Origin of the sequence: Collinsella sp. AM23-17 (assembly GCF_003470945.1) — a bacterium.
In the GTDB taxonomy this organism is placed as follows: domain Bacteria; phylum Actinomycetota; class Coriobacteriia; order Coriobacteriales; family Coriobacteriaceae; genus Collinsella; species Collinsella aerofaciens_O.
Window position 1 is genome coordinate 40196 of record NZ_QRHU01000010.1, and the last position, 15072, is coordinate 55267.

At 55.5% G+C, this 15072-nt stretch carries 13 protein-coding genes; 7 read left to right on the top strand and 6 right to left on the bottom strand.

Features of this window, described 5'->3' with window-relative positions; translation table 11 throughout:
- The first annotated feature begins 43 nt into the window (after nucleotides 1-43).
- The 4 genes from DW645_RS05060 (at nucleotide 44) to DW645_RS05075 (ending at nucleotide 2594) form a co-directional block, all read left to right on the top strand.
- Nucleotides 44-289: a glutaredoxin gene (locus DW645_RS05060; RefSeq protein ID WP_117635838.1), complete on the top strand. Its 246-nt coding sequence runs from the start codon at nucleotides 44-46 to the stop codon at nucleotides 287-289.
- A 419-nt stretch (nucleotides 290-708) separates the two neighbouring features.
- Nucleotides 709-1995, top strand: coding sequence for a hypothetical protein (locus tag DW645_RS05065; protein WP_118226633.1), 1287 nt, complete (start codon nucleotides 709-711; stop codon nucleotides 1993-1995).
- Nucleotides 1996-2052: 57 nt separating this feature from the next.
- Complete coding sequence (locus tag DW645_RS05070; RefSeq protein WP_055252529.1) at nucleotides 2053-2319, top strand: hypothetical protein; 267 nt, start codon at nucleotides 2053-2055, stop codon at nucleotides 2317-2319.
- 8 nt (nucleotides 2320-2327) lie between these two features.
- Nucleotides 2328-2594, top strand: a complete 267-nt coding sequence (locus DW645_RS05075; protein ID WP_055252530.1) for a ribbon-helix-helix protein, CopG family — start codon at nucleotides 2328-2330, stop codon at nucleotides 2592-2594.
- Between the two features lie 131 nt (nucleotides 2595-2725).
- Here DW645_RS05075 and DW645_RS05080 read toward each other — a convergent pair whose 3' ends face one another.
- Nucleotides 2726-3679, bottom strand: a complete 954-nt coding sequence (locus DW645_RS05080) for a tRNA-dihydrouridine synthase (RefSeq protein ID WP_117640864.1) — start codon at nucleotides 3677-3679, stop codon at nucleotides 2726-2728.
- Nucleotides 3680-3802: 123 nt separating this feature from the next.
- Between DW645_RS05080 and DW645_RS05085 the strand changes: the two genes are divergently transcribed.
- Together DW645_RS05085 and DW645_RS05090 are read left to right on the top strand one after the other, a co-directional pair.
- Complete coding sequence (locus DW645_RS05085; protein ID WP_118226635.1) at nucleotides 3803-4330, top strand: DUF3592 domain-containing protein; 528 nt, start codon at nucleotides 3803-3805, stop codon at nucleotides 4328-4330.
- Between the two features lie 63 nt (nucleotides 4331-4393).
- The gene (locus tag DW645_RS05090) at nucleotides 4394-5527 is read left to right on the top strand and encodes a hypothetical protein (RefSeq protein ID WP_118226636.1); all 1134 of its coding nucleotides are present in this window, start codon (nucleotides 4394-4396) and stop codon (nucleotides 5525-5527) included.
- Between the two features lie 123 nt (nucleotides 5528-5650).
- Here the strand turns inward: DW645_RS05090 and DW645_RS05095 are convergent, their stop codons facing one another.
- From DW645_RS05095 to DW645_RS05105, 3 genes are all read right to left on the bottom strand, one after another.
- Nucleotides 5651-6916: an MFS transporter gene (locus DW645_RS05095; protein ID WP_117635842.1), complete on the bottom strand. Its 1266-nt coding sequence runs from the start codon at nucleotides 6914-6916 to the stop codon at nucleotides 5651-5653.
- A gap of 11 nt (nucleotides 6917-6927) precedes the next feature.
- Nucleotides 6928-7992: an ornithine carbamoyltransferase gene (locus tag DW645_RS05100; RefSeq protein WP_117635843.1), complete on the bottom strand. Its 1065-nt coding sequence runs from the start codon at nucleotides 7990-7992 to the stop codon at nucleotides 6928-6930.
- A gap of 121 nt (nucleotides 7993-8113) precedes the next feature.
- Nucleotides 8114-9352 (bottom strand): agmatine/peptidylarginine deiminase, encoded by a 1239-nt coding sequence (locus DW645_RS05105; RefSeq protein ID WP_117635844.1) that lies wholly within the window; start codon nucleotides 9350-9352, stop codon nucleotides 8114-8116.
- Between the two features lie 239 nt (nucleotides 9353-9591).
- Between DW645_RS05105 and DW645_RS05110 the strand changes: the two genes are divergently transcribed.
- Entirely contained in the window at nucleotides 9592-10155 is a 564-nt protein-coding gene (locus tag DW645_RS05110; RefSeq protein WP_117563584.1) for a TetR/AcrR family transcriptional regulator, read from the top strand.
- A gap of 202 nt (nucleotides 10156-10357) precedes the next feature.
- On the opposite strand, the gene DW645_RS05115 is transcribed toward DW645_RS05110, so the two are convergent.
- Complete coding sequence (locus DW645_RS05115) at nucleotides 10358-11638, bottom strand: MFS transporter (protein WP_118226638.1); 1281 nt, start codon at nucleotides 11636-11638, stop codon at nucleotides 10358-10360.
- A 159-nt stretch (nucleotides 11639-11797) separates the two neighbouring features.
- Nucleotides 11798-15049, bottom strand: a complete 3252-nt coding sequence (locus DW645_RS05120; protein ID WP_118226640.1) for an ABC transporter ATP-binding protein/permease — start codon at nucleotides 15047-15049, stop codon at nucleotides 11798-11800.
- Nucleotides 15050-15072: the final 23 nt, after the last annotated feature.

A 15072-nucleotide genomic window follows, 5' to 3' on the forward strand; every position in this document is an offset into this window, starting at 1 on the left:
GGCTTTGGGTATTTCAATCGAAACCTCAACCGATTGGAGACCTATGGCTACTGATCACGAGCTCGCGCTCTACGTTATGACCGGCTGCCCGTATTGCATAAAGGTCAAGCGCTTCCTGGCCGATAACGGCGTGACCATCCCCGAGCGTAATATCTCGACCGATTCCGATGCCGAGCAGACGCTCATCGCCGTCGGCGGAAAGCGCCAAGTTCCCTGCCTGTTCATTGACGGCACGCCACTCTACGAGTCGGGCGACATCATCGCGTGGATACAGAAGAACCTGCTCTAGTCCGCGCGCCGCGGTCGGCCGGCCCCAACGCACAAACCCATACGAACCAAACATGTACGCCAGCATCCAAAGTCGACATTTTCCGACATCTTTGGATGCTGACGTACAGCTATTTGTGGGCAATCGTTGGGGACGTTCTTAAATGACTAGTCGTTAAAGAACGTCCCCAACGACTAGTATCGATTTAATAGAACATACGTTTGCTTTTTATGCTATACTCGCCTCAAGGCATGAGAAGGGTCGAGAGTTCCCGCGGAGGTCCCCAATGACACGCTGGAGCGAGCCCGGTAAGTAAGATCGGTGGTTACCGCACTCGTCCATCTCAGACAGGCTGCGCTCCTGTTCGTCGTCGCCGTCAAAGAACGACACTCACAACCAAACGTTTCCGTTATCCGTGAGCCACACAGGAGTGCATCGTTATGGCAAAAAAGATTCCAACCTTTACGTCCGACACCGTATCAAGCGCCTGCTCAGATATCAGCAAGATCGTTGAAGCCAAGAGTCTCAATCAAAAGAGACTCGATCATGAGACTTCGTTAGAGGGGGCGTTGCTCATTGGGCGCCGCCTCGAACAAGAGACTGCCGGATACCCCATTACTAATCTCAAAGGACTGCTCTCCCCCGTCGGCGGCCATCTACACAAGCACTATGGCCCCCGCCTAGGACAATCCTATCTCGCACGCTGCATTAAGTTCGCTCGCGCCGTTCCCAAATACGCACCTTTTCGATCAGAGCTTGACCTAGCCCACTATGAGGCACTCGCTCGCGTCACAAACGAGTACCTGCGTCTTGAGCTCATGAACGTCGCGGCCGACAACAGGTGGCCCTCATCGCACATCGCGCTTCACGCCAGATACCAGAATCCACAAGATGCTCCAAGCAACAGAGAATTCCGCGAGCTCACAGCGAACCAGGAAGTTTGGCGCTTTGCCCGCGCTTATACAGATGCCTGCGGAATCATTTCGCTCGAGAAGTTTGTTGAGCTTTACAATTCTTGCGCTCCCGAACCAGTCTCGATATTCGAAGTAAATGAAACTATTTGGAAAATCAAAGAGGAGTCGGGGCGCATCGACAACCCCTGCATACTTTCCAAGGACGGAGAGCTGTACCTCATAGCGCCGGAACTAGACGACACGGTCGAAAATAACCCTTATTACTACGACGACTACGGATATTCCTATCGAAGATACGAACGCCATAGCGAGTACACCCAGGAAATGCGCTCGTTACGCGAGCGACGTGTTCAGAGCAGGAGGGCGGCCATATTCACTGGCCATAAGCAGCATCCAATCGAAAAACTAGACTATGAGGACATCGTCTGTGGATATGCCAGCTACACACAATCTGTTAATAATCTCAAATTGTATATCTTGAATGATTCCAAGCTGGGTGCCGCAAGCCTTCACGCAAGAGAGGACGAGTTCGATTTCATCATGGCAAAGCTCTTGCGTTCTATTGGTCTCAACGGCATGCCGACAGCACAACAAACAACCGAAGATGCCGAATTTTTATTGATCGTCGTACGACCCGATTTTTACAAACAAGCGGAGATAAACAAGGTCTCCAAGCTCCTCGCAATAGTCTATGAAAACACTCCCCTCTGGGAGTTCAACGGACGCTCATACACCGAGCTAAAGAGCGAAAAAACGCTAGAGCCTCTCGTGCCAACTATGCAACCAACAGTCCAACCAAAACAGGCTGCTTAACCGTATTAACTGCTTGTATTTTTGTCTACAAAACTGTATACATAAAGAGAGGTCCCTATGGAGCTCATCGCAATCCACCCCCATGCCCTCAAACATGGGCTGACAGAGACGGATATTACCTGCGCTTGGAACTCCGCTTTCGCATGGTTTAGGCGTGATCTTGAAAATGGAGGCATCGATTACGTTCTCGTTGGACTTGATGGAAAAAACCGCCTCATGGAGCTCATTGCTCGATGTTGCCCCGACCGAGATGGTTACATCATTTACCACGCCCTTGTCCCTCCTACGCGCAAGGTGCTCAGGGAAATCGGAATCGATCGATAGGAGGCGCTATGGACGCTAAACAGCTCGAAAAGATGATGGGGTTTGCTCCCGGTGAGCTAGAAAAAGCCGCAGCGGCATACGAAAAAGATGAGTGGCCGAAGGGCCACACCGTCAAGTTGGGAAGGCCGCCGATTTCCGATGAACCAAGCGTTGTTTTATCGGCACGTGTGGGCGAATCGGTTCTTGAAGCATTTGACGCAAAGGCAAAGCGCCATGGGCAAACGCGCACGGAGCGACTCAGGGAACTCATTACACTCGATGCAATGATTGCCTAGTCCCCTGCCGAACCAAACATGTACGTCAGCATCCAAAAACGATATTTTTCGACATCCTTGGATGCTGGCGTACAGTTTTTTGCATGGGTCCGGCACAGGCGATCCGTTCTTCTCCGTCCCCAAGGGATCATTTAGCCACAAAAGCGGGCGATGGGCGCAAGCTGCTGCTCGCGAAAGACACGGTCGACAGCAGCACGGTATTCATCGACCTTTTTGGTCTTGCGTACGAGTTTGTGAACGGTCGCGGGATCGGCGAAGGCGCATTTGGCGTAGAACCACCACTCCTTCATGCGAAAGACCGCGTTGCCCCCAATCTCGTCCGCATAGGCCGCAAACAGCATGTCATGGAAGCGTTGCAGCTCAGCGGCGGTAGCGGCAGGGTCGCCCTTAACCATGCGAGCCAGCGCGGGATTCGCAAGCAAGCCGCGCCCCAACATTACGTGGCGTGTTCCGGGATAGGCCTTCACCAGCGCATCCATGTCCTCAAGATCAAAGATGTCGCCGTTATAGGCCACGGGGAACGGCGCCCGTTCCAGCGTCTCGCCGTAAAACTCTTTGCGCGGTGAGCCCGTATAACGGTCCTTTTGCACGCGCGGATGCACGATCAACTCCGCCAGCGGCATTCGGCAATAGAGGTCGAGCACGCGCTCGTACTCGTCATCGCATTCGAGCCCCAGTCTGGTCTTGACCGACACCGGCAAGGGCGAGCGTTCGCACACGTCGCTCAAGAACACCTCGAGCTCATCCAAATTGCGCAGAAAGCCCGAACCCTTGCCCTTCGCGACCACCGTACCCGAAGGGCAGCCAAGGTTGAGGTTGACCTCGCGGTAACCCATATCGGCAAGCACCTGCGCCGCCCACACAAACTCGTCCGCATTCTTGGACATCAGCTGGGGCACCACGTTAAGTCCCTGGTTGTTGGCAGGATCGACCTCTTTAAACGCCTTGCCGCCAAAGCGATTGCCCACCCGCGGCGGCGGCAAAAACGGCGTGTAATAACAATCGAGCGCGCCGAAGCACTCCGCATGCACGCGACGGAACACATGCCCGGTAATCCCCTCCATAGGGGCCAGCGATAAATACATCAACATCCATTCTCAAATCAATGTGACAAAGGGACTGTCCCTTTGTCACATAATACGCCCATCGAGGGCGGGGGTCCTCTATACTGAGTCACATATGACGGTATCGCGCCAAAGGAGAACGCCATGACCACGTCGCAGATATCCCTGCTCGCGCTCATTTTGGTTGGGGGCATCGGCATCCTGCTTATCGGAGTGAGCGCGCTCATGAAAGCCGCCGCTCGCAGGAAAGCCAAGGCCTGTACCGCCGTGACCATGGGAACGGTCATCGACCATCGCTTTATGGGCGAAGGCAGGATGTATCCCGTTTTGGAATACACCGTCGACGGCACGCAATACCGCGCGAAAAAACAATTCCGTGGCATAAAGACCAAAAGCTTGTCGGGACTCCCCATCCGCACGCAAGCCACCGCCTACGAAGACGCCAAGGGCTGGCTGCACGTGCAGACAGGCCCCATCGCCCGCCTAGGCACCCTCGCGGAGCAGCTTTGGCCTCTCGGTAGCCAAATGACCGTGTACTACAACCCCAGCAACCCAGACAAAAGCTATGTCGAACGCCCCATCGTGGGCAACTTTGCCACACTGATGTTTAACCTCGCAGGCTTCTTGCTCATCGCGATGAGCATCTTGTTCTATGTTCTTATCCAGCGCTAGCTCAAACTGATGCGCCCCGCGCCCCATGCGCCGCAACGACCGTTACGACACCAAGGACCAGCTATGGCAACACTTTCCGAACAAGAACGCAAGCGCATCCAGCGATATTGCATCTGCCCCAAGATTGCCGGTGCAGCGCTTGCCATGGCGTTTGTGCTGCCTTTTTTGATCATTCCCTTCGAAATGATTGACGACATTGTCTTCCACCACGAAGGCTTCCAGGATACGGGCATGACGGCCGCCCTGGTGCTCACTGCCATCGAGCTCGTCATATTCTGCTACTGCACTCTCGCGCCGCGCTTTGGCATGCGCGGCAAGCAGTGGAAGGAAATGCAGTGCCGACTCGTCGTCGAGCAGTCCGAGAAAGACCGCTCGGCACAAATCGCAGGCGTTATCGGTACGCAGGCCGCCGCACGCCTGCTCAAGAACAGCGACAACGAGACCGCGCGCAACCTGGGCGGCGCGGCAGAAGTCGCCGCTGCCGTTGGCGCCGTCGCCACTGCAGCTGACGTGCTTACCGAGAGCTTCGCTAATGCAAAGGCCATGGCGGAGGCCTGTGGCGTGCCCATCCCCCGTGCAAAAAAGTGGATCGTCACACTTGTGGCGCTGCCCCTCGCAATCGTGTGCGGTGCCTATATCCCGCAGCTGGCGCAGGGAAACATCAAGATGCAACAGAACGCCGCGGCCGCGGCCGAGCAAATTGCCATCGCCCGCAAGACGCTAGAACCCGCATGCGAGTACGTGTCCGCCGATGACCCTTACGAGCGATATCAAGATTACGGCTATCACGTCCGCGGCTACCTTCACGACGGCGACTCCGATACCCAGAAGACCTATACGTACCTGGATTTCGATAACAAGGGGACGCTCAAGGAAGTGAGTTACATCGCAGAGATCGACCCCGACGCGAGCCTTGAGGACAACCTCGCCCGCGTCGAGCTCGACTTGGATGAGCTTTCCTCTGTCGTCCAAACCGTAGACGTCAAGACCGTGAGTCCCGAGCTCCTAGCACCGCAAAAGCTCCCCGAAGAGTTTAGGCAGGCTTTTTTGAACGGTTCGCTCTACGAGAGAATCTCCATCAGGACGAGTGACGACCTCATCAAAACGTACTATTCGTTTGACACGGAGCCCGAGGACGAGTTTGACGAGTACACCCATCCAAGCATCCGTATCACGTTGGTGGGCAAAACGAGCTAGGCGCCCAATGTGACAAAAGGACTGTCCCTTTGTCACATTCCATGAAAAAGGGCACCGGCGTTAGCCGATGCCCTAAAGCTGCTGCAGATTAACTCCTACAGCGTATGACTAAGACGAATCGAACTATTCGTCCCAAGAGAGGCTCTTACCAGTCTTCTTTGCCAGCAGCAAGAACAGACCGATGATGACGTTGCATGCAATACAGAAGATGAAAACGCCCTGGAAGGAGCCGACAAGCTCGTATACCTTCATCATGACGGGCATGCCAAAGGCGCCGACGATATAGCCCACGGAGCAGATGAGCGCGAAGATGCGACCAAAGTCACGGGAGCCAAAGACGTCCATCACCAAAACGGTCAGAGCGGTGCCGGCGATGACGTACATGACGTCGTTAACACCGGCAGCAAGAATGCTGAGCGTCGAGTTGCCGCTGCTCATCATGAGCATGACAAAGGAGAGAATCGAGACGGCGAGCCAGCTCAGAATGGCCTTGGTGCTGCCAAACTTATCGCAAGTGGTACCGACGATCGGGTTGAGGAACAGGTCGAACAGCGATGCGGCGGAAACCATGAAGCCACCCACCATGGGGCTAAAGCCGACCTCGGCGGCATAGGTGGGGAACAGCTGGTTCATGCAGCAAGTAAGCTGAACGAGGCAGAGGAAGCCGATGCAGAAAAAGAATGCAGGCGACTTAATAGCGCGTGCGTAGCTAACGCCACGTGCACTATCCTCGGTCGTCTCCTCGGTCTCGGCGACCGTCTCGCCTTCGACATAGCCATAGGGCAGCATGCCCTTGTCCTGGGGCTTATAGCGGATAATCAGGATGGAAGCGGGAAGAATGAGCACGGCGGAGACGCCAGCGAGCACCAGATAACCAGTCCTCCAGCCAGCAGCCTCAATGACAGAGGTGATGACGGGACTCATGATGAGCATGTAAATCGAGTTCACTGCCCAAGCGAGACCAATTGCCAGGCCGCCAGATTTTTTGAACCACTGGTCAATAACATCGGACATGGCGACGCCGGTAGTGAAGGCGAAGCAAACGCCAATCAAAGCACCAGCTGCGATGAACATCCAGACTTCGGTGTAGAAGGCCATGCCTGCGCCAGCGGCGAGCAGAATAAGCTCGACGACGGGGAGCCAAAACTTGCCAACAACCTTGGGGATGAGTTTTCCGACAAACGGAAGAGCCGCTGCAAGACCAATGAGCGTTGCAGTGAAGTAATACGAGAAGATGGAGTAGTCAAATCCGAACTCCTCGCACACGGGCGCGACGAAGGAGCCAGCGATTACGCTATAGGATCCGGTCGTACCGGCAGACATGAGGCCGAGCGCGATCACGAGAACCCATGCGTAAACCTTGCTGCTCTTTAACTTTGCATTTTCCATTGATACAGCTCCTAGAGACCCAGAAGGGCGCACATAACGGCCTTGATGGTGTGCTGACGGTTCTCTGCCTCACGGAAGATGACCGACGCGTTGGCCTCAAAGCACTCGTCCGCAATCTCAAAGCCCTCGGTGATGATTTCACGATGCAGGTCGTTCTTGCACTGGTCGAGCAACATCTTGCCAACGCGGTGATTTGCGTTGTGAACAGAGGGGAGCTCGTGCATGCAGAAGATGTCGGGGTTGTTGGTGCGCTTGCACAGCTCACTGGTGACGCGATAGGGGTACAGGGACTCGGCGTCGCCAAGCCAAGAGTTGTAGTCGTCAGGGTCCAGAACCTCGTCGCCGCACTCGGGGTTGATGTAGCGCCACTCCTCGGTAACGATTACGTCGACACCGTCCAGAGCATCAAGGTCAGAGGTGATGGTGAAGGTCCTGTTAGGCGCGTACTTGGCGTAGCAGGCCTCAACCTCCTCGATCATTTCCTTGCACATCTGGTGACGGAGGTCGTCGGGGCCGATGGCGAGGAAGTCCATGTCGAGCATCGCGCACAGACGGCCATACCACACGGGGGCGCCGGCGCAGTTGCCAACGAAGGCCATCTTCTTGCCACGGCTCGTGCGCAGACCACCCCACTGCTCCTCCATCGTGAGAGCGTCAGCGAGCATCTGGGTCGGGTGATCGCCGAGGGTGAGGGCATTGATGACTGGAATATCGACCAAGTCGGCGACATCATAGAGGAACTGCTCGTCCTTTTGTGCACGATAGACAATGAGATCATACATGCCGTTGAAGACGCGCATGGCATCCTCGATGGTCTCGCAATCGCCCATGTGGGAGTTGGTCAGATAGGTGAAGCCCATGCCCAGGTCGTTGCAAGAGGTCTCAAAGGCGCAACGAGTGCGGGTCGAGCCCCACTCAAAGTTGGCGAGAACGTTCTTGCCGGGGAAGTAGCGCTGGTCGACACCGGACTTTTTCTGGGCCTTGAGGTTCCAGGCAAGATCGATGAGGTAACGGAAATCCTCAGAGGAAAGATCGTGGATGTTGAGGTAGTCGCGACCGCGAAGGCTGTTGTTCATGCCTATTTCCTTTCAATTGTTTGATGGGTAAGTGTCGAATGCGCCCCCGAGGGAAACACGGACATCCCTCGGGGACTGTAAATGTGGCGCTTGGATCAGGCAGCGCAAGTTTAAGAACTTGCTAGCAGCTGGCGGCCACGTCCTTGGTCCAGCAGTGCACGCCGCCGCCGGACAGGTTAAGCGCGAGAGAGTCGATCATGATGACCTTGCGATCGGGGAAGCAGCTCTCAAGAACCGCCTTGGCCTGCTCGTCCTTCTCCTTCACGACTTCGCTCATGCCTTCGTGGTAATAACGCTGGCCAAGAACGACGCCGTTGCAGATGAGGAAGTTGCAGTAGCTTGCTGCGGCATAAAAGTGAACGGGGCCTTCGGGCCAAGGGGTGCCATCCATGAACTTGCCGCCCATTTCGTCGATGAAGCCCTTATACAGCTCGTAGTCCTCGTCGCCGGGAGCGATGACAACCTCGATCGGCTCGGCAGTGGGCATGCGGACGATTTCGAAGGGCTTGCCCTCCCAGTCCGTCTCGGCGCGTAGAATCTCGTAGGCGGCGTCGATGCGACGATGCGATTCCGCGCCCGCCTTGCTCGAGGCGGCCTCCTCATCGGATACCTCGGCAAGAAGAATCTTGTTCGGGGTGATAAAGCGGCACATCTCATCGATGTGGGCGGCGAAGCTCATGCCGAAGACAGGAGTTCCATCTTCCTTCTCGTCGAGGATGCCCAGTCGATAGTCGTCGTCCTCAAGCATAGGCTGCGGCAGCCAGATAACCTTGTTGAGGTTGTAGATGCGCTTGTACTCGGCCTCCACTTCCTCTTTTGAGAACTCGGGATTGCGCTTGCGGCATTCCGTGTCCTCGATGGCGATCAGGGTGCCGTGACCGTCAAACTCGCGGTCGCCGCCCTCCGAAACCATTTCGGAATTGACGATATCGAAGCACCCGAGCGCAACCGCCATGTGAACAGCTGCCCTGCGTGCGGACTGGCACTCTGGGGAGTTCTTGTCCCACACGCCATAATAGGTCCAAGCGGGGTTGACCATATAGGAATGGCCTTCGTCGTCGACCATGATGCTGGGGCCGTTGTCGCGAACGTAGAAGTTGGAGTCTTCGAACTGCGTAATCTGGATACGGTCGAGATCCACCCCTTCTTCTTTAAGGCGCGAGCAGGCTTCCTCGTAGGAGCCGGGGGTGCCACAGTTGAGATTGACCGTAACGTCGCCATACTCAAGCAAAGCTTTAATTACGTCAACGCAGGGCTGGCGATTATCGAAGCCCTCTGCGCGAATGTAATCGGGAAGCCATGTCACATAGACGTTGGAGCGCTTCTCAAACTCGCCCGGCATACGATAGTTCTCGTACATGGTTGGTCCTTCCGTCGGGTTTCCCGCAATGCTGTCCGGCCGCGACAATAGCGGGGTTACACCAGCTATAGTACTACTATACCTACCGTTCGGTAGGTGATTTTGTATAATTGCCATTCGCCTGTCGATACCTACCGTTCACCGTTTATAGTGGTCGTGTTTGGACACGAATTGATGTTCCGTTGCCATTCTTAATAATGTTGGCAATGCGGAAGTGATTTGCAATGGAGAAGTGAAGCGTGAGCACAAAGGGAAAAATATTGGACGCAATGTATGATCTTGTGGCAGAAGTCGGTTACGACAAGGCGTCCATTGGAAAAATCTGCGACCGTGTCGGTATATCCAAGCCATCGGTGTACTACTACTTTCCCTCTAAAGAGGATATTTTCACCACGCTCTTAGATAGTATGTTTCCGACTATCGACTATCAGCGCGACTATTCGCTAATAGTCGATAGGGACGGATTCAAGGCGGCGCTTATCGAGCTCGGCAATTCGGTTATAGGTGGCTATCGTAGTGATGAAAAGCGCCGTCGCGTGCTGGCCGAGGTCAGTATTCAGGCAAATCGAATCCCTGCAGTTCAGGAACGTCAGGCAACGGCGATCAACCGAACTATGGACGCGCTTAAAGACATCCTTCTCCATGGCCTAGAAATTGGCGCGTTTTCCGATGAAACAGACGTCATGCTGTACGTGCAGATTCTTTACACCGTACTTGAGGGAGCGAGCAATACCGTTGCCCAAGATGAAGACATCGATGAAAAGGCTGTTTGGGCAGGGATCGTCGAACTCATGTTTAAATAGGCGCGTAATAACAGAGGCACCTTGGCAAGCGCGATGCGACGACTTGCGGGGTCGCGGAATGGTTCGAAACCCGTGTTCGCGATGATTGCAAAAGTTGTTGAATAGAAATTGGGGCCGATTCCAGCTATGTTGGAATCGGCCCCAATTTCGTTTTAACTTGCGGAGACAAATGACAGGGCTGAAGGGCAGTTCGTTGGTCAGGTTATTTCGCGGTAGTCTTATTGAGGAGACCGGAAACTAAAGCAAATGTCGCAATCAGAAGGTTGCAGATGATACAGAAGACGAATACTCCTTGGAAAGACCCTGCCATACCGTAAACCTTCATCATGACTGGCATTCCGAAAGCTCCGACAACATAGCCCGCTGAGCAAATAATCGAATAGATCCTTCCAAAATCGCGTGATCCGAAGAGCGAGAGGAGAATCATCGGCATTGCAGTTCCAACGATGGCGAACATGACGTCGTTTACGCCGGCCGCGATGATGGAAACGGTCTCGTTGCTTCCGCCAAAGATGAGAAGTAGGAATGAAAGAATGCTGACTCCCGTCCATGCGACCGTTGCTTTAATAGCACCGAGCTTGTCGCATGTTTTGCCTACGAAGGGATTTAGGAAAATATCGGAGAGCGAAGCCGCCGAAACCATTAGGCTTCCCACGATGGGATTGAAGCCGACCTCGCTTGCATAGGTCGGGAACAGCTGGTTCATGCAGCAGGTGAGTTGCGCCACGCAGAGCAGAAGGGCACAGAGAATAAAAGATGGCGTTTTCGCGGCATCGCGGAGCGCCATGCCCGAAGAGACATCTTCCTTTTCATCGGCGCTGTAGCTCTCATGGGTTTCGGAGGTAGTCTCTCCGTACGGAAGCATATTGCGATCAGAAGGCTTAAGGCGAATGATAAATGCGCTTGTGGGCAATATCATGGCTGCAGAAACGGCCGCAAGTACGATGTAACCCGTACGCCAGCCTTGCTGCTCGATGACCAGTGTAACGACAGGACTCAATAGCAGCGTGCAGAGAGAATTAACGCCCCACGCAAGGCCGATGGCAAGACCAGACGATTTACTGAACCATTGGTCAATGACATCGGACATGCAGACACCCGTTGTGAACGAAAAGCAGATGCCGATCACTGCGGCGGAGACGATGAACATCCAGACCTCGGTGTAGAACGCCATTGCGGCGCCGGCGGCAATAAGGACGAGTTCAACGCAAATATGCCATGGTTTGCCGATTACTTTTGGAATGAAACGACTCAAAAGCGGAAGCCCAAGCGCAAGGCCAAGAAGAATCGCGGTGAAATAGAAAGAGAAAGAAGTGTAGTCAAAGCCCAGGTCTTCACATACAGGAGCGATGAATGAGCCGGCAATGATGCTGTAGGTGCCGGTTGTTCCCGCAGACATTAAACCGAGCGCAATAACGACAATCCAAGCAAATGCGCCGCTCTCACGGGGGCGGTCCTTTTCGGCTGGTGCGATGAGAGTCATGGTTACTCCGTTTCTATCGGCAATGCAACCTATATGCCTACCGATAGGTATATAAAGATGGAGATTCTTCGTCAAGTGTTAAGCGGGGAGCGGGGACCCTTAACGTGCCGAACGGTAATTGGGCCCCCAATGTGACAAAGGGGCAGTCCCTTTGTCACATTATTCGGAGCGTAGGGCTTCCACAGGGTCTTTCTTGGATGCGCTGCGAGCCGGCAGCAGGCCGGCAACGACCGTCAGCAGCACCGAAATTACAATGAGCATCAGCGCGTCTTGAACGGGCAGGCTCATCAGGTTGGGCACCTGCTTGGCCGCAAGCGCCCAGGCATTAACCGGAAAGCTCACGGCCACCACGACGACAATGGCAAAGACGCCGGCAATGAGGCCTTCGATAAAGGTCTCGGCATTAAATACGTTGGCCACGTTGCGCTTTGACGCGCCGATCGCGCGCAGGATGCCAATCTCCTTTTTGCGCTCCAGCACGCTGATATAGGTGATAATGCCGATCATGATGGAGCTCACCACCAGACTGATACTCACGAATGCGATGAGCACCAAGCTGATAGTATTCACGATGTCGGTCACCGAGCCCATGATGATACCCATGTAGTCGGTGTACGAAATTACCCGCTCATCGTGGCCGGCGGCTTTGACCTGCTTGTTGTACGCATCGATGTGATCGAGCACGCGCTCCTTGGCCTCAAAGTCGCGCGGGAAAATCTTGACCGAAATGGGGTCCGCCTCGTCCGCATAGCCCAACGTGGTCAGATTGTTGTCGTAGGTGAGCTTCGATGCCTTGGCATAGCTCATCATGAGCGAACTCAGGTCCTCGGCGTCCATGTTGAAGTGGATGGCACGAGCAAAGGCGCCCGCATCCACGCGCATGGCGCTCGCCAGGTTGGCAAAACTCGAAGACATCTGCGTCGCCATCTGGTCCATAAGCCCTGCCGCGCTCGCCTTGAGCTGAGCTGATACCGTCGTGGCAATCTGCTCGCTGATCGTCTTTGTCACCTGGTCCATAGCCTGCTGCAAATACGGAGCCAGCTGCTTTTGCACATAGTCGCCCATCGCCCGCTGCAGGCGCTCGGCCAAGGCATCGCCGCCCAACGCCTTGAGCTGAGCCAGGCATTGCTGGGCTGCGGCATCATTCTCAAGATACGCCGAGAATGCGGCAGCAAGCTTTGACGCGTCCTTAAGATCTTCGGGCGACAGCGCCTTAAACTGATCAGACTGCAGAAAGCCCTCAAACAGCTGGTTGGCAAGCGTTCCTACCTGCTGCATCTGCTCGGGCGTGAGTTCCAGACCGTCAAAGATGCCCGAGAAATCTGGGGCCGGCGCTTTGGCCATGATGTCGCTGAAGTCAATGCCCTTCCCAACGCCCGAAAGGTCAAGGTCCAGCCCGGACAAGTCGATACCAGAAAGGTCTATACCGCCGGCCGCACCCGAGAGCGCCGACGAATCGAGAGAGAACGCACTCTTCAGCGCCGCTTCGTCCACACTGAACATGCTGCCCAGTTCCACGCTCTGTTTGGCCTCGCCTTGCAGTTCATCGAAAGACTTGCCCGTAAAGACATCCGTCTCGGGGTGGGCAAGCTGCTCCTGCACGATTTGCGAATCGGCAGCACGCTCCATAAGCTGGCGAGTCAGCGCATGCGTATAGGCAATGCCCGGGGACAATGCGCTCGCGTTTGCCGCCTCGTTGGGTCGCACCACGCCCACAATGCGCACGTCAATACCGTCGGCAACCTTGGCCGCCATAAAGTCGGCATCGCCAGACATGTCAGTCCACATGCCGGTCTCTTCGTTTTTGCGATAGGCATCGGACGGCGACAGCACCTTAAACGTCGTGGACAGCGCATCGTCGTAGCTAAAGTCGGTGCCGGCCTTGGGCGTCTCGACCTTGCCGTCGGCCGTCATGGCACTGTTAACCAGGTCGTTAAGCTCATCGATATCCAGCGCACCGATGCTATAGAGGGTGTAATCGCCCACCGTGCCGCGGCTCGAAAGCACCATCACGGCCTCGTTGGCAGACGTAGGCCAATGGCCGGCAACGACATCGTACTGGCTGTCGAGCAGGCTCTGGTCGTCAATCATCTCGTTAAAGACCGAGGTCCCCATGGAATCCATGCTCACCGTTGCCGCCGAACTTGCGCCGCCGCTCATGGCCTCGGTCATGGCGTTGGGCACCAGCCGGACAGGCTTCTCATCGCCCTTGCCGGCACGATAGACAACCGGCGATACACCGTAGCCGTACTGAATGGCGTTGACCTCTTTATCGATGCCGTCGCCACCGGCATCGAGCCATGCCTTAAAGCTCGTCATGTCGTTGGACTTAACGCTTGCGAACATGTCTTTTACGGCCGTGACCACAGGGATCTTATCGGTTCCCTTATCTTTGCCACCGGTGGCGTCGGATGAATCCTCGCCCTCGGACACCTCATCATCCGTAGCCCCATGCCCGCCCATCATGGACGACAGGTCATAATCTTGTTTGGAAATCGTCAGCGGGTAGCTCGAGAGCGTGTCCTCCTCGACCTTTTTGATGTAGTCGTTTACGCCGTTGGAGAGCGCCAGGATCGCCGCAATGCCGATAATGCCAATCGAACCTGCAAAGGCCGTCATGGCCGTGCGGCCCTTCTTGGTCATGAGGTTTCGGGCAGAAAGCCCAAGCGCCGTCACAAAGCTCATCGAGGTTTTGCGCGTGGGCTTGGCCTCGCGACGCGCGGCCTCGGCAGCATCAAAGGGATCTGAATCGTCGGTGACCTTGCCGTCCGCCAGGTTGACAATGCGCGTGGCGTACTTGTACGCCAGCTCGGGATTGTGCGTGACCATGATGACCAGACGGTCGCGCGCAACGTCCTTGAGCAAATCCATGACCTGGACGGACGTCGTTGAATCCAAGGCGCCGGTCGGCTCGTCAGCCAGCACAATCTCGGGGTCATTGATCAGGGCGCGGGCAATGGCCACGCGCTGCATCTGCCCGCCCGAAAGCTGGCTCGGGCGCTTGTCAACGTGCTCGCCCAGACCGACTGCCTCGAGCGCCTTGCGCGCACGTTGGCGGCGCTCGGCATGCCCCACGCCCGTGAGCGTAAGCGCCAACTCCACGTTTTCCAAAATGCTCTGATGCGGAATGAGGTTATAGCTCTGGAACACAAAGCCAATGCGATTATTGCGATAGGCATCCCAATCGCGGTCGTTGAAGTCCTTGGTCGAGATGCCGTCGATCAGCAGATCGCCCGAATCGAAATGATCGAGTCCACCGATGACGTTGAGCATCGTAGTTTTACCCGAACCCGAGGGACCCAGAATGGCTACGAACTCGTTATCGCGAAAAGACAGGCTTACGCTGTCGAGCGCTACCTGCGTAAACGACTGCGTAACGTACCTTTTGCAAATAACTCTGAGATCCAGCATGGACGGCAACCTCTCTCGCGCGG